Annotated in this window: 28 protein-coding genes; 14 read left to right on the top strand and 14 right to left on the bottom strand. The window is 68.7% G+C overall.

Annotated elements, in window-relative coordinates; all coding sequences use genetic code 11:
* Window positions 1-153 precede the first annotated feature (153 nt).
* A complete protein-coding gene (locus E2F49_RS08760) occupies window positions 154-3,045 on the top strand; it encodes a M16 family metallopeptidase (RefSeq protein WP_133393558.1) in 2,892 nt (963 codons plus the stop codon).
* A 20-nt stretch (window positions 3,046-3,065) separates the two neighbouring features.
* On the opposite strand, the gene E2F49_RS08755 is transcribed toward E2F49_RS08760, so the two are convergent.
* Both E2F49_RS08755 and E2F49_RS08750 read right to left on the bottom strand, forming a co-directional pair.
* On the bottom strand, window positions 3,066-3,674 hold the full coding sequence (locus E2F49_RS08755; RefSeq protein WP_208004841.1) for a DNA-3-methyladenine glycosylase: 609 nt from the start codon (window positions 3,672-3,674) through the stop codon (window positions 3,066-3,068).
* Between the two features lie 55 nt (window positions 3,675-3,729).
* The gene (locus E2F49_RS08750; RefSeq protein ID WP_133393556.1) at window positions 3,730-4,233 is read right to left on the bottom strand and encodes a DUF421 domain-containing protein; all 504 of its coding nucleotides are present in this window, start codon (window positions 4,231-4,233) and stop codon (window positions 3,730-3,732) included.
* A gap of 161 nt (window positions 4,234-4,394) precedes the next feature.
* Between E2F49_RS08750 and E2F49_RS08745 the strand changes: the two genes are divergently transcribed.
* Window positions 4,395-4,649, top strand: coding sequence for a hypothetical protein (locus tag E2F49_RS08745; RefSeq protein WP_133393555.1), 255 nt, complete (start codon window positions 4,395-4,397; stop codon window positions 4,647-4,649).
* Window positions 4,650-4,730: 81 nt separating this feature from the next.
* The gene (locus E2F49_RS08740; RefSeq protein WP_055251794.1) at window positions 4,731-4,970 is read left to right on the top strand and encodes a hypothetical protein; all 240 of its coding nucleotides are present in this window, start codon (window positions 4,731-4,733) and stop codon (window positions 4,968-4,970) included.
* A gap of 11 nt (window positions 4,971-4,981) precedes the next feature.
* On the opposite strand, the gene E2F49_RS08735 is transcribed toward E2F49_RS08740, so the two are convergent.
* On the bottom strand, window positions 4,982-5,182 hold the full coding sequence (locus tag E2F49_RS08735; protein WP_055251796.1) for a hypothetical protein: 201 nt from the start codon (window positions 5,180-5,182) through the stop codon (window positions 4,982-4,984).
* A gap of 145 nt (window positions 5,183-5,327) precedes the next feature.
* Between E2F49_RS08735 and E2F49_RS08730 the strand changes: the two genes are divergently transcribed.
* Window positions 5,328-6,035 carry an SOS response-associated peptidase gene (locus E2F49_RS08730; RefSeq protein ID WP_133393554.1) on the top strand — a complete coding sequence of 236 codons (708 nt, stop codon included), beginning with the start codon at window positions 5,328-5,330 and terminating at the stop codon, window positions 6,033-6,035.
* A 57-nt stretch (window positions 6,036-6,092) separates the two neighbouring features.
* Complete coding sequence (locus tag E2F49_RS08725; RefSeq protein WP_055251799.1) at window positions 6,093-6,548, top strand: hypothetical protein; 456 nt, start codon at window positions 6,093-6,095, stop codon at window positions 6,546-6,548.
* Window positions 6,549-6,552: 4 nt separating this feature from the next.
* On the opposite strand, the gene E2F49_RS08720 is transcribed toward E2F49_RS08725, so the two are convergent.
* Together E2F49_RS08720 and E2F49_RS08715 are read right to left on the bottom strand one after the other, a co-directional pair.
* Entirely contained in the window at window positions 6,553-7,032 is a 480-nt protein-coding gene (locus tag E2F49_RS08720; RefSeq protein ID WP_133393553.1) for a cupin, read from the bottom strand.
* Window positions 7,033-7,105: 73 nt separating this feature from the next.
* The gene (locus E2F49_RS08715; RefSeq protein WP_133393552.1) at window positions 7,106-7,624 is read right to left on the bottom strand and encodes an adenine phosphoribosyltransferase; all 519 of its coding nucleotides are present in this window, start codon (window positions 7,622-7,624) and stop codon (window positions 7,106-7,108) included.
* 103 nt (window positions 7,625-7,727) lie between these two features.
* Here E2F49_RS08715 and E2F49_RS08710 point away from each other — a divergent pair, with 103 nt between their 5' ends.
* On the top strand, window positions 7,728-8,525 hold the full coding sequence (locus E2F49_RS08710; protein ID WP_133393551.1) for a lytic transglycosylase domain-containing protein: 798 nt from the start codon (window positions 7,728-7,730) through the stop codon (window positions 8,523-8,525).
* A 269-nt stretch (window positions 8,526-8,794) separates the two neighbouring features.
* On the opposite strand, the gene E2F49_RS08705 is transcribed toward E2F49_RS08710, so the two are convergent.
* Entirely contained in the window at window positions 8,795-9,991 is a 1,197-nt protein-coding gene (locus E2F49_RS08705; RefSeq protein WP_133393550.1) for a PQQ-dependent sugar dehydrogenase, read from the bottom strand.
* 381 nt (window positions 9,992-10,372) lie between these two features.
* Here E2F49_RS08705 and E2F49_RS08700 point away from each other — a divergent pair, with 381 nt between their 5' ends.
* The 4 genes from E2F49_RS08700 to E2F49_RS08685 all read left to right on the top strand — a co-directional run bounded on the left by E2F49_RS08700 (window position 10,373) and on the right by E2F49_RS08685 (window position 12,703).
* Window positions 10,373-10,741 (top strand): EF-hand domain-containing protein, encoded by a 369-nt coding sequence (locus E2F49_RS08700; protein ID WP_133393549.1) that lies wholly within the window; start codon window positions 10,373-10,375, stop codon window positions 10,739-10,741.
* A gap of 123 nt (window positions 10,742-10,864) precedes the next feature.
* Window positions 10,865-11,590: an HAD family hydrolase gene (locus E2F49_RS08695; protein ID WP_133393548.1), complete on the top strand. Its 726-nt coding sequence runs from the start codon at window positions 10,865-10,867 to the stop codon at window positions 11,588-11,590.
* A 178-nt stretch (window positions 11,591-11,768) separates the two neighbouring features.
* Complete coding sequence (locus E2F49_RS08690; RefSeq protein ID WP_133393547.1) at window positions 11,769-12,188, top strand: hypothetical protein; 420 nt, start codon at window positions 11,769-11,771, stop codon at window positions 12,186-12,188.
* A gap of 155 nt (window positions 12,189-12,343) precedes the next feature.
* Window positions 12,344-12,703: a hypothetical protein gene (locus tag E2F49_RS08685; protein ID WP_133393546.1), complete on the top strand. Its 360-nt coding sequence runs from the start codon at window positions 12,344-12,346 to the stop codon at window positions 12,701-12,703.
* Window positions 12,704-12,744: 41 nt separating this feature from the next.
* Here E2F49_RS08685 and E2F49_RS08680 read toward each other — a convergent pair whose 3' ends face one another.
* Window positions 12,745-12,936 carry a hypothetical protein gene (locus E2F49_RS08680; RefSeq protein ID WP_133393545.1) on the bottom strand — a complete coding sequence of 64 codons (192 nt, stop codon included), beginning with the start codon at window positions 12,934-12,936 and terminating at the stop codon, window positions 12,745-12,747.
* Window positions 12,937-13,066: 130 nt separating this feature from the next.
* Here E2F49_RS08680 and E2F49_RS08675 point away from each other — a divergent pair, with 130 nt between their 5' ends.
* Complete coding sequence (locus tag E2F49_RS08675; RefSeq protein WP_133393544.1) at window positions 13,067-13,597, top strand: hypothetical protein; 531 nt, start codon at window positions 13,067-13,069, stop codon at window positions 13,595-13,597.
* 44 nt (window positions 13,598-13,641) lie between these two features.
* On the opposite strand, the gene accC is transcribed toward E2F49_RS08675, so the two are convergent.
* From accC to cutA, 7 genes are all read right to left on the bottom strand, one after another.
* Window positions 13,642-15,009: an acetyl-CoA carboxylase biotin carboxylase subunit gene (gene accC, locus E2F49_RS08670; RefSeq protein ID WP_133393543.1), complete on the bottom strand. Its 1,368-nt coding sequence runs from the start codon at window positions 15,007-15,009 to the stop codon at window positions 13,642-13,644.
* A complete protein-coding gene (locus E2F49_RS08665; protein WP_133393542.1) occupies window positions 15,002-15,445 on the bottom strand; it encodes a four helix bundle protein in 444 nt (147 codons plus the stop codon). The genes accC and E2F49_RS08665 overlap by 8 nt, the downstream gene beginning before the upstream one ends.
* Before the next feature lie 24 nt (window positions 15,446-15,469).
* Window positions 15,470-15,946 (bottom strand): acetyl-CoA carboxylase biotin carboxyl carrier protein, encoded by a 477-nt coding sequence (accB, locus tag E2F49_RS08660; protein WP_055251820.1) that lies wholly within the window; start codon window positions 15,944-15,946, stop codon window positions 15,470-15,472.
* A 72-nt stretch (window positions 15,947-16,018) separates the two neighbouring features.
* On the bottom strand, window positions 16,019-16,462 hold the full coding sequence (gene aroQ, locus E2F49_RS08655; protein WP_133393541.1) for a type II 3-dehydroquinate dehydratase: 444 nt from the start codon (window positions 16,460-16,462) through the stop codon (window positions 16,019-16,021).
* Window positions 16,463-16,565: 103 nt separating this feature from the next.
* Window positions 16,566-17,165 carry a TlpA disulfide reductase family protein gene (locus E2F49_RS08650; RefSeq protein ID WP_243713547.1) on the bottom strand — a complete coding sequence of 200 codons (600 nt, stop codon included), beginning with the start codon at window positions 17,163-17,165 and terminating at the stop codon, window positions 16,566-16,568.
* The gene (locus E2F49_RS08645) at window positions 17,162-19,564 is read right to left on the bottom strand and encodes a protein-disulfide reductase DsbD family protein (protein ID WP_243713546.1); all 2,403 of its coding nucleotides are present in this window, start codon (window positions 19,562-19,564) and stop codon (window positions 17,162-17,164) included. Before E2F49_RS08645 ends, E2F49_RS08650 begins: the two co-directional genes overlap by 4 nt.
* Window positions 19,565-19,608: 44 nt before the next feature.
* Window positions 19,609-19,932, bottom strand: coding sequence for a divalent-cation tolerance protein CutA (gene cutA / locus E2F49_RS08640; RefSeq protein ID WP_133393540.1), 324 nt, complete (start codon window positions 19,930-19,932; stop codon window positions 19,609-19,611).
* A 184-nt stretch (window positions 19,933-20,116) separates the two neighbouring features.
* Between cutA and E2F49_RS08635 the strand changes: the two genes are divergently transcribed.
* The 3 genes from E2F49_RS08635 (at window position 20,117) to groL (ending at window position 22,814) form a co-directional block, all read left to right on the top strand.
* Entirely contained in the window at window positions 20,117-20,602 is a 486-nt protein-coding gene (locus tag E2F49_RS08635; protein WP_165971168.1) for an acyloxyacyl hydrolase, read from the top strand.
* Window positions 20,603-20,789: 187 nt separating this feature from the next.
* On the top strand, window positions 20,790-21,080 hold the full coding sequence (locus E2F49_RS08630; RefSeq protein ID WP_055251830.1) for a co-chaperone GroES: 291 nt from the start codon (window positions 20,790-20,792) through the stop codon (window positions 21,078-21,080).
* A 93-nt stretch (window positions 21,081-21,173) separates the two neighbouring features.
* Window positions 21,174-22,814, top strand: coding sequence for a chaperonin GroEL (gene groL / locus E2F49_RS08625; protein ID WP_133393538.1), 1,641 nt, complete (start codon window positions 21,174-21,176; stop codon window positions 22,812-22,814).
* The last annotated feature ends 137 nt before the right edge of the window (window positions 22,815-22,951 follow it).

Below are 22,951 nucleotides of genomic sequence, written 5' to 3'. Positions count from 1 at the left end.
GCAGCGGTCGACGTCGCCGGGTCGATCAAGCACGGGCTCGGGACGCTTTGCGTCTGAATCACACCCATGGGCGCGCGCGCATGACTTCCGTCGCGCGACGTCAGTGGGCGGTTCCGCTAAGGTCGATCCTCCGATTCGAGGGGAATTCCAGGGATGACACATCCGATCGTTCCGGCGGTGCGCAGCACGCTGGCCAAATCTCTGCTGGCGATCGCGCTGGGCCTGTCCGCACCGCTCGCACTGGCAGCCGAGCCGACCACCGCCCTGCATGGCGATGTCGCATCGGCCGGCACCCTGGTGCCGGTGCAGACCTTCACCCTCGACAACGGGCTCGAAGTCGTTTTCCACATCGACCGCTCCGATCCGGTGGCCGCAGTCGTGCTGGCCGTGCACGTGGGCTCTGCGCGGGAGACGCCCGGACGCACGGGCTTTGCGCACATGTTCGAGCATCTGTTCTTCCTCGATTCGGAGAACCTCGGCCCCGGCGGCCTGGACCGCATGAGCGCGCGCGTCGGCGGCAGCGGCGCCAACGGCTCGACCAGCCACGACGTCACCGACTATCTGCAGACCGTCCCCAACGACGCGCTGGAAAAGATGCTCTGGGCCGAGGCAGACAAGCTCGGCTGGTTCATCAACACCGTGACCGATGCGGTGGTCGAGAAGGAGAAGCAGGTCGTCAAGAACGAGAAGCGGCAGAGCGTCGACAACCGCCCTTACGGCCACGCCTATGCGGTGATGCTCGACGCGCTGTATCCCAAGGACCATCCCTACAACTGGGCGGTGATCGGCTCGCTGGCCGATCTCGACGCGGCCACGCTCGACGACGTGCAGGCGTTCTACCGCCGCTGGTACTCGCCCAACAACGCGACGCTGGTGATCGCCGGCGATTTCGACCCGGCGCAGGCGCGGGCCTGGGTGGAGAAGTACTTCGGCGAGATTCCGCGTGGCTCCGAAACCGAACGCGCGGCGCCGCGTCCGGCGGCCCTCGCCGGCGATGTGCGGCTGATGCACGAGGACAACTACGCCAAGCTGCCGGAACTCAGCCTGGCCTGGCCGGCGGTCGAGGAGTCGCATCCCGATGCGGTCGCACTGGAAACGCTGGCGCGCTATCTCACCGACGGCAAGGAAGCGCCGCTCAATGCGGTGGTCGTCGACGAGAAGCGTGTGGCGCCGTCGGTAGATGCCGGCCTGATGGGCGGTCAGATCGCGGGCGCATTCCTCGTGCGCGCGCGCGGCTTCGACGGCGGTTCGCTCGACGAGGTGCGGTCGGCCATCGAGGACGGGTTCGCGCGCTTCGAAGCGCAGGGCGTCGACGCCGACGCGCTGCAGCGGATCAAGACCAGCAGCGAGGCCGAACTCTACGGCGAGCTCGACAGCGTGCTGGGCAAGGGGCGCCAGCTGGCGCATGCCAATGCCACCACCGGTGATCCAACGCAGATCGATCGTCGCCTGGCGCAACTGCAGGCGCTGACGCCTGCCGATCTTGAGCGTGTCTACCAGCGCTACATCAAGGGTCATTACAGCGTCGCCACCAGCTTCGTCCCCAAGGGGCAGCCGCAACTGGCGTTGTCCGATTCGCGCGTTGCCACGGTCGTCGAAGAACCGATCGTCGAAGGCGCCGAGGCCGCGATCGACGCACGAGCCGGCGACACGGTGTATGCGCGCACACCGTCGAGCTTCGATCGCACGGTCGAGCCCGGCTATGGCAAGGCGCCGGTGATCGTGCCGCCGACGGTCTGGAACGCGCGCCTCGCCAACGGCCTGCAGGTGTCGGGCATCGAGCACGACGAGACGCCGATGGTGCGCTTCGAACTGTCGATCGACGGCGGCCGCCTGCTCGACGATCCGGCTACGCCCGGTGCGGCCGCGCTGACCGCGCGCATGCTCGACCGCGGCACCGCCAGGCGCACGCCGGCCGAACTGGAGAACGCGTTCAAGGCGCTGGGCGCCGGCGTCAACGTGCGCGCCGACGGCGAGCGTTTCCTCGTCTCGGGCAGCACGCTGGCGCGCAACTTCGCCGACACCATCGACCTCGTCGGCGAAATGCTGGTCGAACCGCGCTGGGATGCGCAGGAACTGGAACTGGCCAAGGCCGCGACCGTCTCCGACATCCAGGGCGCGCGCGCGCAGCCGACCGCGCTGGCTTCGCGCGTGTACGCGCTGGTCAACTACGGTCCCGACCACATCCTCTCGCGCAATGCGCTGGGCACCGAGCGCTCGGTCGCGGCACTCGATGCAGACGATCTGGCCGGCTACCTGCGGCAGCTCTCGCCCGACCATGCACGCCTGCGCATCGTCGGCGATGTCGACCAGGCCGCGGCGATGGCCGCGCTCGCCGGACTCGACGCGCGTTGGGCCGCGCGTCCGGTCGAGATCCCCGAATGGACCGCGCCCGCGCGTCCCGACCACACGACGGTCTACGTCTACGACGTGCCCAAGGCCGCGCAGTCAGTGCTGCTGTTCGGCCAGCCGGCGATGCGTCGCGCCGATCCGGACTTTTTCGCCGCACGCGTCGCCAACTATCGCCTCGGCGGTGGTGGTTTCGCGTCGCGCCTGACCCAGGAACTGCGCGAGGGCAAGGGCTACACCTACGGCATCAACTCGAGCTTCGGCGGCACGCGTCGCGACGGCAGCTTCACGGTGTCCAGTTCGGTGCGCTCCAACGTCACGCTGGAAGCGGCCACGCTCGCCCGCGACGTCATGCGCGACTACGGCGCCAGCTTCACCGCCGAGGATCTCGAAGTGACGCGCAGCGCGATGGGCAAGAGCCGCGCGCGCGAATTCGAGACCACCGGCGCCAAGCTCGCCGTGCTCGAGGCCATCGGCGACTTCGGTCTGCCGGCAAACTACCTCGCCGCCGACGCGCGGACGATCGAGGGCATGAGTGTCGAGCGCGTGCGCACGCTGGCGGACCGCTGGATCGACACGGACGCGATGCGCATCGTGGTCGTCGGCGACGCCGCCAGCCAGGCCGAGCGCCTCGAGGCCTTGGGATACGGCGCGCCGGTCATCGTGAACGAGGCAGTGAGCGAAGCCGACCGTTGAGGCCGGCAACTCGGGATCGCTCAGCTGCCGCGCCGTGCTGCAGGTCGACGCGGTGGCAGGGGGCCGCGATGTCGTGAGACGTGCAGGTTCCCTGGCACGCTGAAACGCCATAGATGGTCGACCGCGTGACGGATGCCGATGCGCGTGGTCGCCGCCGGTTCTGTCGGCGGCGGCGTGCCGTCGTCGCCGATCCACAGGCGCGAGCCGCGTCTGGTGATGTCGAGGCCGGCATCGCCACGATCCACGCCGAACGCCTGCGCGAGGCGTCCCGGGCCGGATGCCAGCAGCGTCGGCGTCGACGTGCCACGCGCCTGCGCCATGCGGTCGAGTCCGGCCAGCGGCTCGGCGGCGCGCAGCAGCACACCGTGCCCGGACCGCTGGCCGCAGACGGCGTTGATCGCCCAGTGCATGCCGTAAATGAAGTAAACGTACAGATGTCCGGGCGCGCCGAACATCACCGCGTTGCGCGGCGTCGGGCCGCGGTAGGAATGCGCGGCGGCGTCGTCGCGGCCGCAATAGGCTTCGACCTCGACGATCCGCGCACGGCGGCCATCGTCCGCCACCAGCATCTTGTTGAGCAGATCGGGCGCGACGACGGATGCATCGCGGGCGTAGAAGCGGCGGGGCAGGGGACGCATGTCGACAGCCTGCGCAGCGGAACGTCACCTGCGCGCGAACATCGGCTCAGGTGTCATGCGCGTCGCCGCGGCGCGCGATGAAGGTGATCTTGCCGGAGGTTTCCAGCACCGCCAGTTCGATCTCGGCGAGCGTCGCGTAGCCGGCCGTGCGACGCGCGATCGCGAAGTCGCGTTCGCTGATCGATTGCCGTGCAAGTTGTTCGCGATAGAGATGGCCATGGCGCGCGAGGATCACCGGCATGCCTTCGACGAGCTGGTCGAAACGCCGGCTGCGCGCGGACAGGCGACCGACCGTCCAGTTCAGCGCCAGCAGCGTCGCGGCGAGAATCAGGCCGCCGAGCAGGGAAGTGTCCTCGCCGATCAGCGAGTTCTGCACCGCGGTGCCCAGCAGCACGACAACCAGCAGGTCGAAGGGCGTGAACTGGCCCACGGTGCGCTTGCCGGTGACCCGCATCAGCACCAGCACGACAACGTACACGGCGATCGCCCGCAGCACGAATTCCCACCAGGGCATGCCGAGCGAAAACAGACTGTCGAGCAGGTCGTGCATGGCGCCTCCGCGATCCGTCGAGGACCGGCACCGCTGTATCGCCCGAGGCGCGTGGCGCAATAGTGAACGGGCGACGTCTTCATTCCACACGGCCCCGTCATGCCGAGGGCTCGAAGATAGCGCAGTGCCCGGCCGCCCCCCTCCGGTCGATGGACACCGCAATGCCTCCTTTCAGCTTCACCCTGCGGCACAACGCCGCGACCTTCGACTGGGAACTCGCCGATGCGGGCGCCGGCGGCGCGCACTCGCGCCACGTCAGCCGGTCTTCGGCACTCGATATGCTGGCCGCGGATCCGCAGATCCTGCTGCGCGGCGCAACGGTGCGCGTCTTCGGTGCCGACGGCGGCTACGAACGCGAACGGACGTACGTGCCGTCGCCTGCGACGGACCCCGCGCCGGCGAGCATCGAGGCCTGAGGCCCGCAGCCCGGTTTTCACAGGGGTTTAATACCGCCTGCTCGAACGTCGGCGGTCCGGAGGAGAGGACGGACCGCTGCGATGACGACGTCACGTCATGAAGTGCTGATCGGCGCCATGGTGCGCCTGTGCCGGGACAAGTACCCGGACCTCGAATGGAGTGATGTAGAACCGGTCATGCGCCGCATCTGGACAGCGGCCGGCTATGCGCCGCGCTGGGACCGGGTGCGCGATCTCGCATGCCGGCTCTGGTGTCGCGCTGCGTGCGGATCCCGCGGCCAGCCGGTCGTGACCGCACCGCTGTCGCTCGCGGTGCACTGAATCACTGCAACTCAGTACGTTTGAGGCGGATCCTGCGGCGCGTTCGGCGGCGGCGGATCCTGGCTCGGCTGCGGATCGCGCTCGGGGTCGCCCGGCGTCGGCAACGGCGGATCGACCGGCTGATCCGGCATCGGGTCGTGCATCGGATGGGGAATGCTGCCCGGCACGTCTTCGGAGGGTGTCGGCGGGCGCGTGGGATTCGGCATCTGCATGACGGTCTTCCGGCGTTGGGAGAGTGCCCAAGGTGGGCGTGCGAACGGTACGTGGGTGTGAATTCCGCAGACGCTTCACGCCGCGCGCCGCAGGCTGGTGCCATGCCGGCGTCCGCACACGCAGTTCTTCGTTGCCGCACCTGCAATGCGTAGGTTCGTGCAGGCCATCGCCGATGAATCGGTGCCGGATGTCCTGTCACGGGATGTCGCGACCGCGCTGGCGGATGCGCCCCCGCGCTACAACATCGCATCCGATGGCGATGCGCTGGTGTTGCGGATGCAGGACGGCGAAGTGGTCGTCGACACGCTGCGCTGGGGGCTGGTGCCGCGCTGGTCGAAACTGCCGGAAACCGCGTACAGCACCATCACCGCGCGCCTCAAGCGCGCACCGACCAGCCGCATCTATGCGCGGCCCTGGGCGTCGCATAGATGCGTCGTGCCCATGAACGGGTATTACAAATGGGACCGCAGCGGCGACCGGCCGGTGCCGCATTTCATCCAGGCGCGCAGCGGCGGTCTGCTGTTCGCGGCAGGCCTTTGGGATCTGTGGGAACGCGAGCTGCCACCGCTGGCGTCGTTCGCGATGCTCACCATGGAGAACCCGGCGATCCCGGCGCCGCTGTCGCCGGACGGCCCGCTGTTCCTGGCCGCGGACGCGCTGCTCGACTGGATGGCCGGTCCCGCGCCCGATGCGCGTCGGCTGGCGCGCCTGCCACAACCCGCACTGGAAACCTGGCCGGTCTCCCGGCGGATCCGCAGCCGCGTGGTCGACGACTACACCCTGCTCGAGCCTGCCGAAGCCGGGGCCGAGGACACATCGCTGGACGACGAAGTACTGGATGAGGACGACTGACGGAAATCTCACACGGCTCCGATAGGGTGGCGCCGACCCCATCGTCCCGGAGCCCCCATGTCGATCCTCCGCACCGCCTGCATCGCGCTGTCCCTCGCCGCCGTTGGCACACCCGCATTCGCGCAGGACGCGCCGATCACCGATGCGCAGGCCGCCTACATGGGCGCCCATGTCTTCGACCGCCAGGTCGCGATCTTCCGCGAGTTCTGCGCAACGGACGCCGCTGGCGCGCAGGCGCTCGACACCGGCGTCGCGCAGTTCCGCATCAACAATCCCGACTACGTCGCCGCCAGCGCCGCCGAACCGGACACGCCGGCATTCGCCGCGGCGGTGAAGGCCTTCGACAGCCAGTTCGACCAGGTCGCCGGCACCATGCGCACGCAATTGCAGGGCCGCCCGGTGGGTCCGCAATGCACGCAGCTGGGCGACCAGCTGCGCCAGGCGCGCTTTGCCACGCTGCTGGAACAGGCCAAGCGTCGCTCGGCACCGGCAGCGGCACCGACAACGCCCTGACGCGTCAGAAGGCGGTGCCGTCGACGGGATCCCGCGGCGGCACCGGCAACCCGAGGATGCGCGCGCGTGTCGCCGCATCCGGCGCTTCGCGCAGCACGTCCCATTCCTGCCCGGTCGGGTAGGCGCCGACCACGCGGAAGGCGGAGTCGGCCTCGAGCCGGCAGTGACCGGTTCCGGCCGGCAGCATCAGCGCGTCGCCGGCCTCGACGCGAACCGCCTCTCCGCCCGGACCACCCAGCAGCAGTCGCGCGCTGCCCGCGTATACGCCCAGCACCTCGTGCGCGCTCGAGTGGTAGTGGTGGTAGTCGTAGACGCTGCCGCGCCAGTCCGGTGGCCAGCCATTCGCATCGAACATCGCCTCGAACGCGGTGGCGTCCGGCACGCTGCCATCGGCCAGACGCAGGCCGCGATAGACGCGGACGGGGATCGTCGGATTGTTCGGCACCCAGTCGCGGGGCGCCAGCAGCAGGCGTTCGATGTGCATCACGGTTGTCCGCAGGACGACTCCCGCCAGCCTGCGTCACATCGCGTCGGTGCGGCGGCAATGTCCGGTTGCGTCAGCCCTGGAGCGCGACGTGCAGCGGCGCGGCGACATCCCACAGCGCGCGTCCGCGCAGCGCAGGCAGCTCGACCAGTACGGCGGCGCCGGTCACGGTCGCCCCTTGCCGCTGCGCCAGCGACAGCGCAGCCCGCAGGGTGCCGCCGGTCGCCAGCACGTCATCCACCAGCACCACCCGCGCGCCGGGCCGCAGGGCATCGGCGTGCATCTCCAGGCGGTCGCGGCCGTATTCGAGCGCGTAGTCGTGCGCGATCACCTGCGCCGGCAGCTTGCCCGGCTTGCGCACCGGCACGAAGCCGGTCCCCAGGGCCTGCGCCAGCGCGGCGGCGAAGATGAAGCCGCGCGACTCGATGCCGATGAAGGCGTCGGGCACCGCGTCGCGCCATGGTGCCGCCATCGCATCGATCGCACCGGCGAACCCGCGCGCATCGGCGAGCACCGGCGTGATGTCCTTGAACACGATGCCGGGTTTGGGGAAGTCGGGGACTTCGCGGATCAGCGACGACCAGTGCGGCATCGGGGCGGGGCTCGTTCCGGGGGCGACGATGATGGCCGCACACCGGTTCGGACACAATGCGCGCCTGCGCGACGCCGTGTCGCGCGCTGCCGCCGGTGCCGCCATGCCCACAGTCCGTCGAGTGCCGTACCGGCCGCTGGCCATCGCGCTGCTGGCGTGCTGCGCGCTGGCGGCCGCATCCACGGTGCAGGCGCGCACGATCTGGCGCTGCGTCAAGGACGGCACGGTCAGCCTGTCGACCGCGCCCGAGCCCGGCTCGAAATGCGAGGCGCGCGAGATTCCCGACGATGCGGTGCAGACGCCGAATCTGTGGGGGGCGATGGGCGTCTTCAGCGGCGTGCTGTACGAGCGCGAGCAGGATGGCGTGCTGGTCTACGGCACGCGACGGTTGCCGGGCGCACGCGAGTACCTGCGCTTCACCGTGCAGACGCCGCCCGGCGAGCCGGCGCACGAGGGACTGGGCAACGTCGGCACGCCGCAGCTCGCGCCGCATTCGGTGCTGTTCACGGCGAACGCGAAGACCTATGGACTCGACGAAGCCTGGCTGCGCGCGATCGCGCATGCAGAAAGCGGCTTCGATGCCGATGCGGTGTCGTCGAAGGGCGCGCGCGGCGTCATGCAGTTGATGCCCGACGTGATCGCCGACTACGGCGTGAAGGATGCGGATGCGCCGGCCGAGTCCATCCGCGCGGGCGCGCAGCACCTGCGCGGCCTGCTGCGGCGCTACAAGGGCGACCGCACGCTGGCGCTGGCGGCCTACAACGCGGGCATCGGCACGGTGGACCGCTTCGACGGTGTGCCGCCCTATGCCGAGACGCGCGCCTACATCGCCAAGGTGCAGGCCCTGTACGTGCGCTACCGGGCGGCGATGGGCAATCCGGTCGAGCGCCCGGCCCTCTGAGAACCTGTTCAAACTCCTGCCGCGCTTGCCAGTTGGCGCGAGTGCGGTGCTCGAAGGTGTCGCCGCGAGGCGGCGCCTGGCAGCGTTTGTTGCTGGCCCAAAGGGTGGCCGCATGCGGCCACAAATACTCACGTATTCGCACATACGCTGCGCTTTCCGCGCTCCGCCACGCGCCATCCGACTGCACTCGCGACGGACTTTGAACAGGTTCTGAGTCGGCCATAAGAAAGGCCGCGGTCGCCCGCGGCCTTCGATTCCTGCGTGGGCGATCAGCCCTCGCGCGGTGCCAGCCGGATCAGGCGGCCGTCCTTGCCGTCCTCGATCACGTACAGCGCGCCGTCCGGTCCCTGCTGCACGTCACGGATGCGGCCGCCCATCGGGAAGCGCTCGGCTTCGCGTGCCGACTCGCCGTCGATTTCCACGCGCACCAGCGTCTGGCCCGAGAGGCCGCCGATGAAGGCGTTGCCGGTCCATTCGGGGAACAGCGTGCCGCTGTAGAACATCAGGCTCGACGGCGAGATGACCGGTGTCCAGGTGATCGCCGGCTTCTCGAATTCCGGGCGCGTGTCGTGGTCGGGGATCGGCTTGCCGTCGTAATGGTCGCCGTTGGAGACGATCGGATAGCCGTAGTTCGCGCCGCGCTTGACGAGGTTGAGTTCGTCGCCACCGGCCGGGCCCATCTCGCTGTTCCACAGGCGGCCCTGGGAATCGAAGGCGATGCCGAGCGGATTGCGGTGACCCAGCGACCAGACCTGCGAGGCGATCTCGCCCTTGCCGGCGAAGGGATTGTCGTCCGGCACGCTGCCGTCGTCGTTAAGGCGAACCATCTTGCCCATGTTCGACTGCATGTCCTGCGACGGGTCGAACTTCTGGCGTTCGCCCGACGAGATCCACAGCTTGCCGTCGCCGTCGAAAGCGATGCGATGACCGTAGTGGCCGTTGCCGCTGACCTTGGGCACCTGGCGCCAGACCACCGACACGTCCTGCAGCGTGCCCGCGTCGAGATCGAGGCGGCCACGCGCGACGGCCGCGCCGCGGCCGCCTTCGCCATCCTCGGCGTAGCTCAGATAGACGATGCCGTTCTGCGCGAACTGCGGATGCGGCTTGACGTCACCCAGGCCGCCCTGGCCCGCATAGGCAACGGTCGGCACGCCGGAAATCTCGCGGGTCTCGCCGCCGGGCATCGCCACATGCTTGAGCACGCCGTTCTTCTCGGTGACCAGCACGCTGCCGTCGGGCAGGAACCCGATCGCCCACGGCTCGTTGAACGTCGCGATGGCGCTGCTCGCGAACGGCAGGCCTTCGATCGCATCGCCGACGGGCACCGCGGCTTGCGCGGGCGCGTCGGCCTGCGCCTGCGGCGCAGCGGTCTGCGTGGCACCGTTGGCGGCATTGCCGTCGCAGCCCGACAGCCAGAGCAGCGAGGCGGCGAGTGTGGTGAGGACGAGCGGGCGGGCGTGCTTCATGCGTGGCTCCGTGGCGCAATCGGGGAAAACCCGAGTGTCGCACACGGACCCGGACAGACCGGTGTTTCGTGCGAAGGTCTCCACCCTGTAAACGTTGTGTTCGGTTCAGTCGTTCGGACGTGGATCGTCGCGATCACCGCGACACAACGTGAGCACGCGCATCGCCGCCATGGCGCGTTTCGCGCGCGCGTGCTCACGCCGGCTGAATCTTCGTCTATGCGCTTGCGCAGCTGATGTGGTTAAGCCCTCGTAAGTCGCCGGTTCCTTGGCCCGTGCGTCGTTCATTCGGGCGACTGCAAGCTGGGGCCGTGCGGTGATCCACGACGAGGATGCATCACCACCCCGCGCAAAACCCAAGTTTGGAAACTGGAGAAGACGCTCATGAAGAACGCACGCAAGCCGCTGATCGCCACCATCGCCCTGGGTGTTGCCATGGCCATGCCGTTGGCCTTTGCGCAGGACCCGACGTCCTCCACGCAGGACGCCACCCAGCCGCCGCCGACCACCACGCAGGATTATGCGCAGGACGCCACGGCAGAAGCGCCGCAGGCGCAGCAGGGTCAGGTGACGTGGGCCGACCTCGACACCGACGGTGACGGCAAGCTGAGCCAGGCCGAGGCGGCAGGCCTCGAGGGACTGGCGCAGGTCTTCAGTGAGGTCGACGCCGACGGCGATGGCTTCATCACCCCGGAAGAGTATCGCGACTACGTGAACCGTCAGGCCGCAGGTGCCGGCGCCGCGGAAGAGTGATTTGCGTGATCGCGTAAACCGACGCGATGTTCGAGAGGGCGGCCTTCGGGCCGCCCTTTTTCATGGAGGTCGCGAGATATGGCAAGCATGAGGATGCGGCGCCCCTGAAGGCATAATCCACGCATGACGCAGATCCGACTGGTCGGCTTCGACGCCGACGACACCCTCTGGCGCAGCCAGGATTATTTCGACGAGGCGCAGGCCGAGTTCGAACGCATCGTGGGCCATTACGTGGACCTCGCCGACGTGCGCGTGCTCGACGCGCTGTACGCGGTGGAGACGGCGAACATTGCCGTGTTCGGTTACGGCGTCAAAGGCATGACGCTGTCGATGATCGAGTCGGCCACCCAGATCACCGGCGGTCGCATCGCAGCGCTCGATCTGCATCGCATCGTCGAAATGGCCAAGGGGCTGCTGCGCCACCCGGTCGAACTGTTGCCGGGGATCCGTCGGGCGGTCGAGGCGGTCGCCTCGGAGTTCGAAGTAGTGCTGATCACCAAAGGCGATCTGTTCCATCAGGAAGCGAAGGTGCGCGATTCCGGCCTGTCGGATCTGTTCCGGCGCATCGAGATCGTCAGCGAGAAGGATGCGCCGACCTATGCGCGCGTGCTGGCGGAGTTCGATGCCGGCGCCGGCGAATTCCTGATGATCGGCAATTCCCTGCGTTCCGACATCGCGCCGGTCCTCGCGCTCGGCGGTTGGGGCGTGCACATGCCGTATCGCACGACCTGGGCGCACGAGACCGAAGCGGAAATCGTGTCGGGCGAAGAGCGCATGTGCGTCGTGGCCGAACCTGCCGAACTGCCGGCGGCGGTGGCGATGCTCGCCGCGCGTGCGGATGTGCGCTGATCGTCGTCCCACGGGCTGCAAACGCTTGCATCGCCGGTAAACGTTTACAGTTTGAACCGTTTATTTACGCGACCGGCTCGAAGCGGCTGCAGGCGCTGAAATTGCACACCTGTTCATCGCCGGAGCGCCATGTTCGATCCATCGGGCCGCCGCGGTGGCGGCCACTGGAGAGAACGCCATGACGACACATGCCCTGACCCGTTGGCTCGCCCCCGGTCTCCTTGCGGCAGGCCTGAGCGCCGCCGCGTTCGCGCCGGCCCCGGCGCATGCGCAGTCGAACGACGATCTGGTGCAGGTCATCGTCGACGTCGCGGACGTGGTGCTGCGCGGCAATCAGCCGTACTACCGCGGCAACTACGACGACCGTCTGCGTGTGTCCTACGACCATCGCGGTCGTCCGACCTACTACCGCATGGCGCCGCGTTACGACAACCGCTACAACGCGCGCCACTACCGCAACGGGCCGCCGCGTCACGCACCGGCGCACGGCTGGCGCGAGAAGCAGGTCCGCCGCGAGACCTGCGACCGCCGCGGCCGTTGCACGGTGCAGTACTACGACCCGCGCCAGGACCGGTCGCGCGATCGCCGCTGGCGCTGATCGACGCTCCATAGCTTGCGGATCCACCGGCGCGCCGCAGTCACTTGGCTGCGGCGCGTTTCTGTTAGCGTGGCCGCATGGATCGCCTGTCGCCTCGCCGCTTGCGCGTTCGTCTGCCCCGCGTCTGGGCGGGCGCCTTGCTGGTCGCGACATGCATGCTTGCGGTCGCCGCCGAGCCGATGACCTGCGAACTGAGCTTCACCGCCGGCAACTGGTCGGTGCAGCACCGGGCCGCGCGCGGCAGCGGCGAGTTGCGCTGTACCGACGGGCGCAGTCTGCCGGTGCGCGTCAGCGTCAAGGCGCGCGGCGGCGACGCGCTGCGGATCGACGCGGGCGCCGCGAGTTTCAGCAACGTCGAAGATCCGCGTGACGTGATCGGCGCCTACGTCGCCAGCGGCCGCGTCGGCGAGGATCTGGCGATGCGCAAGGGCGCGATCGCCTTGCGTGTGACCGGCACCGGCGACTGGTGGCAGCAGGGCGGGCGTCCGGGCACGCTGGTGATCGCCGCCCGCTGAGTCCGGGCAGTTGACCGCGACGTTGGAGCAACCGCGGATGCTCAGTCGCTGCGATGGTGGGTATCGGCCGCACGCGGCAAGGGCCGCAGCGTGTTTTCCGCGTCCAGTCCGACTTGCGTCGCGACGTGATCGAGCGCCATCCACCACGCGCCGAGCAGGGCCGCGACGATGGCCAGGCCGATGCCCCAGCGCCACAGGCGTGGCGATCGACGGCGTTCGTGTGGCGTGTGCATGGCGGCTGTTCCCCCGTGGTGGCGTTGCGATATGGTCGTGCGCCGCGTGTCGCGGGCGCGTCATCCCGCAAGGGCCTTCGCTGCATGCAACGCGCGCGGGTTCGTCATCCGGCCAGCCGAGGAACCTGCCATGACCGTCGTCCGATCCGTCGCCATCGTCCTGCTGCTGGCCGTGCCGGTCGGCGCTGCGAGCGCGCAGGCACAGGCGCCACAGGCCGACGCCACGACGCCCGAGGTCACGGCGCCGCCTGCAGTGTGGTCGGCCGACACCGGCGACGTCTGGCTCGACACCTGGCTGGCCGACACCAATACCTATGCCGCGCGCTATCGCGGTGCGTTCGTCGACGAGCTGGTGCGCTACCAGGGCGCGCCGCGGTCGTTCGTCGTCGAGCTGCTGGATGCGGGTGCGCGCCCGGCCGATGTCTATCTGGCCTGTGCCACGGCGCAGGCATTGGGCCGCACCTGCCGCGAAATCGTCGGGCAATGGCGCCTCGATCCCGCGGGCGGCTGGCGCGAAGTGCTCGCAGGGCTGGGTGCGGACGCCGGCAGCGAGCCGCTCACGCGGGTACGCCGGGGACTGGTGTCGAGCTTCGACCGCTGGGCGCGGCCGATCCGTCTGGACGCGGCCTTGCGCCGCGCATTTCCCGACCGGGAAGGTTGAGCGATCCGGATGCCGCATCGCGCGGCATCCGGACGACAGTGCGATCAGCCGATCGCCAGCGTCTTGTTCTTGCGTTCGGCCAGTCGCTTCTCGAGATAGTGGATGTTTTGTCCACCGGCCGCGAAGCCCTGGTCGCGCATGATCCGCTGCTGCAGCGGGATATTGGTCTTGATGCCGTCGACGACCATCTCGCTCAGCGCCACGCGCATGCGCGCGATCGCAGTCTCGCGATCCGGGCCGTGCACGATCAGCTTGCCGATCATCGAGTCGTAGTTCGGCGGGACCGCATAGCCTTCGTAGACGTGCGTATCGACGCGCACGCCCGGGCCGCCCGGTGCGTGGAAGTGACGGATCGCGCCGGGCGAGGGCAGGAAGGTTTCCGGATCCTCGGCGTTGATGCGGCATTCGATCGCGTGGCCGTTCAACACGACGTCTTCCTGCCTGATCGAGAGCTTGTGGCCCGAGGCGATCATCAGCTGCTCGCGGATCAGGTCGATGCCGGTCACCAGCTCGGTCACCGGATGCTCCACCTGGATGCGGGTGTTCATCTCGATGAAGTAGAAGCGGCCGTTCTCGTAGAGGAACTCGAACGTGCCCGCGCCGCGGTAGCCGATGCGGATGCAGGCATCCACGCAGACCTTGCCGATCTCCGCGCGCGCCTCGGGCGTGATGCCCGGGGCCGGCGCTTCCTCGACGACCTTCTGGTGGCGACGCTGCATCGAACAGTCGCGCTCGCCCAGATGGATCGCGTTGCCCTGGCCGTCGGCGAGGACCTGGATCTCCACATGGCGCGGGTTCTCGAGGAACTTCTCCATGTAGACCATGTCGTTGGAGAACGCGGCCTTGGCTTCCTGCTTGGTCGTGGCGATCGCGTTGACCAGCGCGGCCTCGGTATGGACCACGCGCATGCCGCGTCCGCCGCCGCCACCGGCCGCCTTGACGATGACCGGGTAGCCGATCTCGCGGGCGATCTTGACGTTGGTCGCCGCGTCGTCGCCGAGCGGACCGCCCGAGCCGGGCACGCAGGGCACGCCGGCGTCCTTCATCGCGCGGATCGCCTCGACCTTGTCGCCCATCAGGCGGATCGTCTCGGCCTTGGGCCCGATGAAGATGAAACCGGACTGCTCGACGCGCTCGGCAAAGTCGGCGTTCTCGCTCAGGAAGCCGTAGCCCGGATGGATCGCCTGGGCGTCGGTGACCTCGGCCGCGGCGATGATCGCCGGCATGTCGAGATAGCTCTGGCCCGACGGCGGCGGGCCGATGCACACCGACTCGTCGGCCATCGCCACGTGCTTGAGGTTGCGGTCGACGGTGGAATGCACCGCGACCGTGCGGATGCCGAGGGTGTGACACGCGCGCAGAATGCGCAGCGCGATCTCACCGCGGTTGGCGATGACGACTTTTTCAAGCATGGGATTGGGGCCGTGATTCGTGATTGGTGATTGGTGATTCGTAGAAAGCGGCATCTTCGCGGACGGAAGGCGCCGACTCCTTCGATCGGATCAAGGCATTGAGCCTGGCGAATGTACGGTCGAGCAGTTGCATCAGGCCGGGATCATGCCCAGCGAATCCGAGGCGATCCGCCAGCAGGATCTGGGTGTCCAACTCCGCAAGGGAGCCGCGGGCGATCGAGAGGAAATGGATCAGTTCGGCATTGGATCGGCGTGCGGCGCCCTCGGCGATGTTCGATGGCACGCTGACCGCGGCGCGTCGCATCTGTGCCGAAAGGCCGTAACGCTCTTCGGCGGGGAAGACCGAGGTGAGGCGATAGACGAGCGCGACCAGCTCCATCGCATCGCGCCAGACATCCAGGCGCTGATGGGGTCGTTCCTTCGAATCACCAATCACGAATCACCAATCCCGGCACTTCGCTCAGCCGATCACGAACAGCGGCTGGTCGAATTCGACCGGCTGGCCGCTCTCGACCAGGATCGCGACCACCGTGCCCGAGGTCTCGGCCTCGATCGGGTTGAACATCTTCATCGCCTCGATGATGCCGAGCGTCTCGCCGGCCTTGACCGACTGGCCGACCGACACGAAAGCCGGCTTGTCCGGTGCCGGCGAGGCGTAGAAGGTGCCGACCATCGGCGACTTGGTGACCTGGCCGGGCGGCAGTTCGTCGCCACCCTTGGCGCTGCCGCCGGTGGCGGCATCGACCGGCGAGCTCATCGGCATCACCGGCTCGGCGGCGCGCGGCGCGGCCATCGCGACCGGTGCGGGCGCGTAGGCGACCGGGGCGCCGGAGTTGCGCGACAGGCGGACGGATTCTTCGCCTTCCTTGATCTCGATCTCGGTCAGGTTGGACTCTTCGAGCAGGTCGATGAGCTTCTTGATCTTGCGCAGGTCCATACGGGCCTCTCTGTCTGCGTGGGTCGCGCGGGTGCGCGAATACGGAAAAATGGGAACGGACGGGTGTCGGGCTCAGCCGGCGTGCAGCCGGGCGATCGCGGCGTCGAGCGCGTAGCGGTAGCTGTCGGCGCCGAAACCGCAGACCACGCCGGTGGCGAGGTCGCTGAAATAGCTGTGGTGACGGAACGGCTCGCGGCGGTGCGGGTTCGACAGGTGGATCTCGTAGAACGGCAGGGCGACCGCGGCCAGCGCGTCGCGCAGGGCCACCGAAGTGTGGGTGAACGCGGCCGGGTTGATCAGGATCACCGCGGTGCCGTCGCCGCGCGCGGCCTGTACCCGGTCGACCAGGACGTGTTCGGCATTCGACTGCAGGCTCTCGAGCACGTGGCCGGCAGCCTGCGCCGTGGCCTGCAACGAAGCGTCAATGTCGGCCAGCGTCGCGTGCCCGTAGACCTCCGGCTCGCGCGTGCCGAGCAGGTTGAGGTTGGGACCATGCAGGACGAGGATCGAAGCCATCGGGGACGCAGGGCGGCGGGTGCGCGAAGTCTGCGGGATGTCCCCGATGGTGTCCAGTTCGCCGACGTTCGCTGATTTTAAACGAGCGTTTGATTTTTCGTGGTCAGTCCGCGACCCACCCGTCGATCTCGCCATGGGCGAAGGGGCCGATGCGCTGCTTCAGCAGCCGGCCGTCCGGCGACAGCAGCACGGTGTAGGGCAGCACGCCGCGCGGATTGCCGAGGCGCACGCCGGCGTCGGCCGGGCCGGGCGCGTCGAGGGCGATTGCGTAATCGACCGGAATGCGTTGCAGGAAGTCGCGCACCGCGGCGGCATCGTCGAGCGCGATCCCCAGCACCTGCACACCGTTGGCGCCCTGTTCGCCGGCGAAGCGGTCGAGCTCGGGCATTTCCTCGATGCAGGGGCCGCACCAGCTCGCCCAGATGTTCACCAGCACCCGCTGGCCGGCATGGGCGGTTGGCACCCGGATCGCATCGCCGTCGAGTCCGGCGACCTCGAACGGCGCGATGACGTCGCCACGCTTCGCGACCGACACGCCTTCGGGCGGAGCGGGCGCGGTGGCGCTGAGCGTGTCGGCGTACATACGCTGGCCGGCCTCGGTGCCCAGCAGCGGGCCGGGTCCGCCGACGAAGAGGCTGGCGACCACGCCGAGGCCGCCGGCGACGAGCGCGATCGCGACCACTGTCAGCGGACCGACCTTCAAGGCGCTGCGCCGCCGAGCGCGTCGACGACCACGGCGTCGCTCAACACAGCCGGCAGCACGCGACCTTCGCCACCGCCGGCCGGATAGACCACGTACAGCGGTACGCCGACGGCGCCGTGGGTTTCGAGGAAGGCGCTGATCTCGGGATCCACGTTGGTCCAGTCGCCGACCATGTAGGTCGCGCCGGCCTCGGCCAGTGCGCCCTTGAACACGTCGCCCGACAGGACGCGGCGCTCGTTGGCCTTGCAGGTCACGCACCAGTCGGCGGTCATGTTGACGAACACCGGCGTGCCGGCGGCGCGCAATGCTGCGAGACGCTCGGCCGAATAGGCGACATACGCGCCGCCTTCGGCCACGGCCGCACCTGCAGGCGCCGGCGCGGCCAGGCGTCCGACCGCGAGCACCGGCGCCAGTGCGACCAGCACCAGCATCAGCGCGAGCACGCGATGCAGCGCGTGACCGGTCCAGCGACGCCGCTCGAACCACCACAGGGCCAGCGCCAGCACGGTCATGCCGGCGACGAGCAACGCCATCGCATCGACGCCGCGCTGCTTGCCCAGCACCCACGCCAGCCACAGCGCGGTCAGGTACATGGGGAACGCCAGCACCTGCTTGAACGTCTCCATCCACGCGCCGGGCTTCGGCAGCCGGTCGGCCAGCGCCGGCACCAGCCCGATCAGCAGAAACGGCAGCGCCAGGCCCAGGCCCAGCATCAGGAACACCGCCAGCGCCATCGGCGTGGAGGCGATGAACGCGTAGGCCAGCGCGCCGCCCATGAAGGGCGCGATGCAGGGGCTGGCGACCACGCAGGCGAGCACGCCGGTGAAGAAATCGCCGACCGGTCCGGTGCGCCCGGCCAGCGCCTGGCCGACGTTGCCGATGCGCCCGCCGATGGTGAACACACCCGAAAGACTCAGGCCCACCGCGAACATCAGGTAAGCCAGTGCGGCCACGAACCACGGCTGCTGCAACTGGAAGCCCCAGCCCAGCGCCTGGCCGGCGGCGCGCAGCGCGATCACCAGCAATCCGACTGCGGCGAACGCGACCAGCACGCCGGCCGTGTACCAGAGCGCGTGCGATCGCGCCGCCGCACGGCTGCCACCGCTCTTCGCGATGCCCAGCACCTTCAGCGACAGGATCGGCAGCACGCAGGGCATCAGGTTGAGCAGCAGGCCGCCGAGCAGGGCGAGGCCGAGTGCGGCGAACAGGCCGATCGACGCGGTGCCCGGTGGGCGGGTGCGTTCGGCATTGTCGGCGCTGGCGTCCGGCCTGCCGGCGGTGGTCGCGTCAACGTCGTCACCATCGACTGCCGGTGCATCGGCCGCCATCGCGGGATCCGCGGATGCAGGCGTCGAAGTTGCTTCGGGCGCCGTCGGCGGCGCGGCACCCGCCAACGCCGCGGCCGCCTCGGCCACGCTCTGCACGCGGCCGGCCGGTAGCGACACGCGCACCGTGCGCGTCATCGGCGGGTAGCAGATGCCTTCGTCCTGGCAGCCCTGGAAGGTCGCGACGACGTCGATATCGGCCGCATCGGCGGTCGTGCGCACCAGCGGCAGCGGCACGTCGACCTGGTCGAAATAGACAGTGACATCCCCGAAGTGCGCATCGTGATGCGCCTGGCCCTTCGGCCAGCGCGGCGCGCCGGCGCGGATGCCGGCATGGCCGCGGACCTCGAAGCGGTTGCGGTCGCGATAGAGGTAGTAGCCCTTGGCCGGCGTGAAGCGCAGCAGGATCGTGTCGCCATCGCCCGCGATGGCCTCGAAGGTGAAGGCGCGCTCGGGCGGCAGCGCGTCATTGGCATTGGCGAGAGTCGGCGCCGCACCCGCGGCGGTGCCGCCAAGCGCCTGTCCGAACGCGGCAAAGCCGGAATCGGCGGCCGGCAGCGCCCCGGGCGCGGTCGCGCCTCCGCGCGGCAATGCCACCCGCAGCGTGCGCGTCTGCGGCGGATAGCAGATGCCGGCATCCGCGCAGCCCTGGTACTTCACCTCGACCTGCACTGCGTCGATGCCGTCGGCCGGCGCACCGGTCAGTACCGCGGTCACGCGATTGCGATAGGTCTCGACCTCGCCGAAAAACTCGTCGGTGTGCCGGCGGCCGTCGGGCAGCTGCAGCGGATTGGTCTTGAAGCCGTGTTCGACCCGCGCGCCCATGCGATGGCGATACAGGTAATAGCCGTCGGCGATCGCCCAGCGGATCTCGATGCGGTTCGGCGACACGGCCTCGGCGGAGACGCGCAGCGCTTCGTCGACCGGCAGCACGTCGTCGAAACCGATGCCCTGTGCCCAGGCCGGCAGGCCGGCGACCAGCAGCACGCAGGCCAGCAGCCAGCGGCCTGCGACGGATCTGAAGGAGACCCGGCGCTCGCGGCCGGTCATGGAATCGGGAGAGGGTGCACGCATCGGGCCAGTATCGCAGGCCGCCCGCGCCGATGCCGAACGCAGGTTCAGTGCGCGCCGGTCGAGTCGGCAACCCACTGCAGATACGCCGGCAGGCCGTCGGCCACGGGCAGCGCGACCAGCTCGGGCGTCTCGTAGGGATGCAGCGCGACCAGCCGCTCGCGCAGGGCCGGCAGTTGCGCCGGTGTCGTCTTGATCATCAGCAGCACTTCGTCGTCGACCACCACGTCGCCGTCCCAGCGATAGACCGAGCGGACGTCCGGCAGCAGGTTCACGCAGGCGGCGAGGCGGGCGTCGACGAGGGCGCGGGCGATACGCTCGGCGGTCGCGGCATCGGGGCAGGTGCTGAAACAGGTGAGGACGTTTTCCATGCCCCACGATACCCTCCGCCCTCCACGGCGCCTGCACGTCGCCGCGGCCACGCTGGCGCGCCGCAGGGCGGATGCAGCATCCCGCCGGTGGGAGAAACGAGGCACCCGCATTACTGAACCGGTCGGTATAATTACTGATCTCCTTTCGACCAGCCGAATCGCGTCGCGATTCCCACCGAGTTCAATGCGTCCGATCACATCCCTCATCGCCACGGCCCTGCTGGCCTGCGCCACCCTGCCTGCCGCCGCCCAGTCGGCACCTGTCGAAATCGGCCTGGGTGCCTCGGCCACCCGCGAGAACGAAACCACGCTCGTCGCCAGCGTGGCCTGGCTGCCGGAGTGGCGCCGGACCGAGCATGGCGTGCTGCGCTGGGACGTCGGTGCGGTCTACGTGCGCGGGCGCGACAACACGCGCTTCGACCTGTCCGAAGACGCCGGCGTGTTCCACGGCGGCGCCCGCTACGAGCGCGACAACGGTTTCGTCGCCGGCTTCGGCGTCGGCGTGCAGGCCGGCCGCACCAGCGCGCTGTCGGGCAATCCGCAGTTCGTTAGTTCGATCGGCTGGCGCTGGGACCGCTTCGCCCTGCTGGCGCGGCACATCTCCAATGCCAGCATCAAGCAGCCCAACGACGGCGAAACGATGCTGCTGGCGACCTGGCGCTTCCGCTAGCCACAGCCGCCGGCTCCGGCCGCAAAAAAATTTCGCGCCCGGCCCTTGCAATCCCGGCGCCCGCGCCCATTTCCCGATCCGTCCCGGCACTGCCGGGTGCGTGCGCCACGGTTTCTGGCAGTCGTCATATGCGAGTGCTAGAATCCGCGCCCGATTTCTTTTTTATCAATCACTTAGCGAGGGTGAAATGAGCAACCTGAAGCCGCTGTACGACCGTCTCGTGGTCAAGCCCGTCGAAGCCGAAGAAAAGAGCGCCGGCGGCATCCTGATTCCGGACAACGCCAAGGAAAAGCCGACCAAGGGTGAAGTCGTCGCCGTGGGCGAGGGCAAGGCGCTCGACAACGGCAGCGTGCGCGCGCCGAAGGTCAAGGTCGGCGACATCGTGATCTACGGCCAGTACGCCGGCAGCGCCTACAAGGCCGAAGGCGTCGAGTTCAAGATCATCAAGGAAGACGACGTCCTCGCGATCGTCGGTTGATCCGCTGCGGACTGCATGTCCGCGCGTCCTGCGATCGACTCCGGCGGGCCTCGCCCGCCACTCCAACGAATCCACTTCTGAGGTAACAAGACAATGGCTGCAAAGGAAATCCGCTTCGGCGAAGACGCGCGCTCCAAGATGGTGCGCGGCGTGAACGTGCTCGCCAACGCCGTCAAGGCGACCCTGGGCCCGAAGGGCCGCAACGTCGTGCTCGAGAAGAGCTTCGGCGCGCCGACGATCACAAAGGACGGCGTCTCCGTCGCCAAGGAAATCGAGCTGGCCGACAAGTTCGAGAACATGGGCGCGCAGATGGTCAAGGAAGTCGCGTCCAAGACCTCCGACAACGCCGGTGACGGCACCACCACCGCAACCGTGCTGGCCCAGGCCTTCATCCGCGAAGGTTCGAAGGCGGTTGCCGCCGGCATGAACCCGATGGATCTCAAGCGCGGCATCGACCAGGCCGTCAAGGCCGCCGTGACCGAGCTCAAGAACCTGTCCAAGCCGACGGCCGACGACAAGGCGATCGCGCAGGTCGGCACCATCTCGGCCAACTCGGACGAGTCGATCGGCAACATCATCGCCGACGCGATGAAGAAGGTCGGCAAGGAAGGCGTGATCACCGTCGAGGAAGGCTCGGGCCTGGACAACGAACTCGACGTCGTCGAGGGCATGCAGTTCGACCGCGGCTACCTGTCGCCGTACTTCGTCAACAACCAGCAGAGCCAGTCGGCCGAACTGGACGACCCGTTCATCCTGCTGCACGACAAGAAGATCTCGAACGTCCGTGACCTGCTGCCCGTTCTCGAAGGCGTGGCCAAGGCCGGCAAGCCGCTGCTGATCGTCGCCGAGGAAGTCGAGGGCGAAGCCCTGGCGACCCTCGTGGTCAACACCATCCGCGGCATCGTCAAGGTCTGCGCCGTCAAGGCCCCGGGCTTCGGCGACCGTCGCAAGGCGATGCTCGAAGACATGGCCACCCTGACCGGCGGCACCGTGATCTCCGAGGAAGTGGGCCTGTCGCTCGAGAAGGCGACCATCGCCGACCTCGGCCGCGCCAAGAAGGTGCAGGTCTCCAAGGAGAACACCACGATCATCGACGGCGCCGGCGAGACCGGTGGCATCGAGTCGCGCATCAAGCAGATCAAGGCGCAGATCGAAGAGACCTCGTCGGACTACGACCGCGAGAAGCTGCAGGAGCGCGTGGCCAAGCTGGCCGGCGGCGTTGCGGTGATCAAGGTCGGTGCGTCGACCGAAATCGAGATGAAGGAAAAGAAGGCCCGCGTCGAAGACGCCCTGCACGCCACGCGCGCAGCGGTCGAGGAAGGCGTGGTCCCGGGCGGCGGCGTGGCCCTGGTGCGTGCCCTGCAGGCCATCGGCCAGATCAAGGGTGCCAACGAAGACCAGAACCACGGCATCCAGATCGCCCTGCGCGCGATGGAAGCCCCGCTGCGCGAGATCGTCACCAACTGCGGTGAAGAGCCGAGCGTCGTGCTCAACGCCGTCAAGGACGGTTCGGGCAACTTCGGCTACAACGCCGCGACCGGCGAGTACGGCGACATGATCGCGTTCGGCATCCTGGACCCGACCAAGGTCACCCGTTCGGCCCTGCAGAATGCGGCCTCGATCGCCGGTCTGATGATCACGACCGAAGCGATGGTCGCCGAGCTGCCGAAGAAGGACGAGCCGGCGATGCCGGGCGCCGGTGGCATGGGCGGCATGGGCGGCATGGATTTCTGATCCAGCCCCACCCGCGTCACCTGCTCCACGAAAAACCCCGCCGCGAGGCGGGGTTTTTCTTTGCGCCCGTTCCGGGCCTGCGGGCCAATCCTGCGGGATTTAATTGTGTGACGTGAATCACTTTTATGGTGAGATAG

The organism is Luteimonas terrae (assembly GCF_004358165.1).
Classification (GTDB): domain Bacteria; phylum Pseudomonadota; class Gammaproteobacteria; order Xanthomonadales; family Xanthomonadaceae; genus Luteimonas; species Luteimonas terrae.
The sequence above is the reverse complement of the archived record's forward strand: the minus strand, read 5'-3'. Positions and strand labels throughout refer to the sequence as shown.

Coding starts and splice junctions, on each gene's coding strand:
- accC (WP_133393543.1), bottom strand. CDS start 15,009: ATGCTTGAAAAAGTCGTCATCGCCAACCGCGGTGAGATCGCGCTGCGC.
- E2F49_RS08730 (WP_133393554.1), top strand. CDS start 5,328: ATGCGTAGGTTCGTGCAGGCCATCGCCGATGAATCGGTGCCGGATGTC.
- E2F49_RS08750 (WP_133393556.1), bottom strand. CDS start 4,233: ATGCACGACCTGCTCGACAGTCTGTTTTCGCTCGGCATGCCCTGGTGG.
- groL (WP_133393538.1), top strand. CDS start 21,174: ATGGCTGCAAAGGAAATCCGCTTCGGCGAAGACGCGCGCTCCAAGATG.
- E2F49_RS08740 (WP_055251794.1), top strand. CDS start 4,731: ATGACGACGTCACGTCATGAAGTGCTGATCGGCGCCATGGTGCGCCTG.
- E2F49_RS08635 (WP_165971168.1), top strand. CDS start 20,117: ATGCGTCCGATCACATCCCTCATCGCCACGGCCCTGCTGGCCTGCGCC.
- accB (WP_055251820.1), bottom strand. CDS start 15,946: ATGGACCTGCGCAAGATCAAGAAGCTCATCGACCTGCTCGAAGAGTCC.
- E2F49_RS08705 (WP_133393550.1), bottom strand. CDS start 9,991: ATGAAGCACGCCCGCCCGCTCGTCCTCACCACACTCGCCGCCTCGCTG.
- E2F49_RS08720 (WP_133393553.1), bottom strand. CDS start 7,032: ATGCACATCGAACGCCTGCTGCTGGCGCCCCGCGACTGGGTGCCGAAC.
- E2F49_RS08630 (WP_055251830.1), top strand. CDS start 20,790: ATGAGCAACCTGAAGCCGCTGTACGACCGTCTCGTGGTCAAGCCCGTC.
- aroQ (WP_133393541.1), bottom strand. CDS start 16,462: ATGGCTTCGATCCTCGTCCTGCATGGTCCCAACCTCAACCTGCTCGGC.
- E2F49_RS08715 (WP_133393552.1), bottom strand. CDS start 7,624: ATGCCGCACTGGTCGTCGCTGATCCGCGAAGTCCCCGACTTCCCCAAA.
- E2F49_RS08645 (WP_243713546.1), bottom strand. CDS start 19,564: ATGCGTGCACCCTCTCCCGATTCCATGACCGGCCGCGAGCGCCGGGTC.
- E2F49_RS08685 (WP_133393546.1), top strand. CDS start 12,344: ATGCTTGCGGTCGCCGCCGAGCCGATGACCTGCGAACTGAGCTTCACC.
- E2F49_RS08690 (WP_133393547.1), top strand. CDS start 11,769: ATGACGACACATGCCCTGACCCGTTGGCTCGCCCCCGGTCTCCTTGCG.
- E2F49_RS08675 (WP_133393544.1), top strand. CDS start 13,067: ATGACCGTCGTCCGATCCGTCGCCATCGTCCTGCTGCTGGCCGTGCCG.
- E2F49_RS08745 (WP_133393555.1), top strand. CDS start 4,395: ATGCCTCCTTTCAGCTTCACCCTGCGGCACAACGCCGCGACCTTCGAC.
- E2F49_RS08725 (WP_055251799.1), top strand. CDS start 6,093: ATGTCGATCCTCCGCACCGCCTGCATCGCGCTGTCCCTCGCCGCCGTT.
- E2F49_RS08700 (WP_133393549.1), top strand. CDS start 10,373: ATGAAGAACGCACGCAAGCCGCTGATCGCCACCATCGCCCTGGGTGTT.
- E2F49_RS08760 (WP_133393558.1), top strand. CDS start 154: ATGACACATCCGATCGTTCCGGCGGTGCGCAGCACGCTGGCCAAATCT.
- E2F49_RS08710 (WP_133393551.1), top strand. CDS start 7,728: ATGCCCACAGTCCGTCGAGTGCCGTACCGGCCGCTGGCCATCGCGCTG.
- E2F49_RS08735 (WP_055251796.1), bottom strand. CDS start 5,182: ATGCAGATGCCGAATCCCACGCGCCCGCCGACACCCTCCGAAGACGTG.
- cutA (WP_133393540.1), bottom strand. CDS start 19,932: ATGGAAAACGTCCTCACCTGTTTCAGCACCTGCCCCGATGCCGCGACC.
- E2F49_RS08680 (WP_133393545.1), bottom strand. CDS start 12,936: ATGCACACGCCACACGAACGCCGTCGATCGCCACGCCTGTGGCGCTGG.
- E2F49_RS08695 (WP_133393548.1), top strand. CDS start 10,865: ATGACGCAGATCCGACTGGTCGGCTTCGACGCCGACGACACCCTCTGG.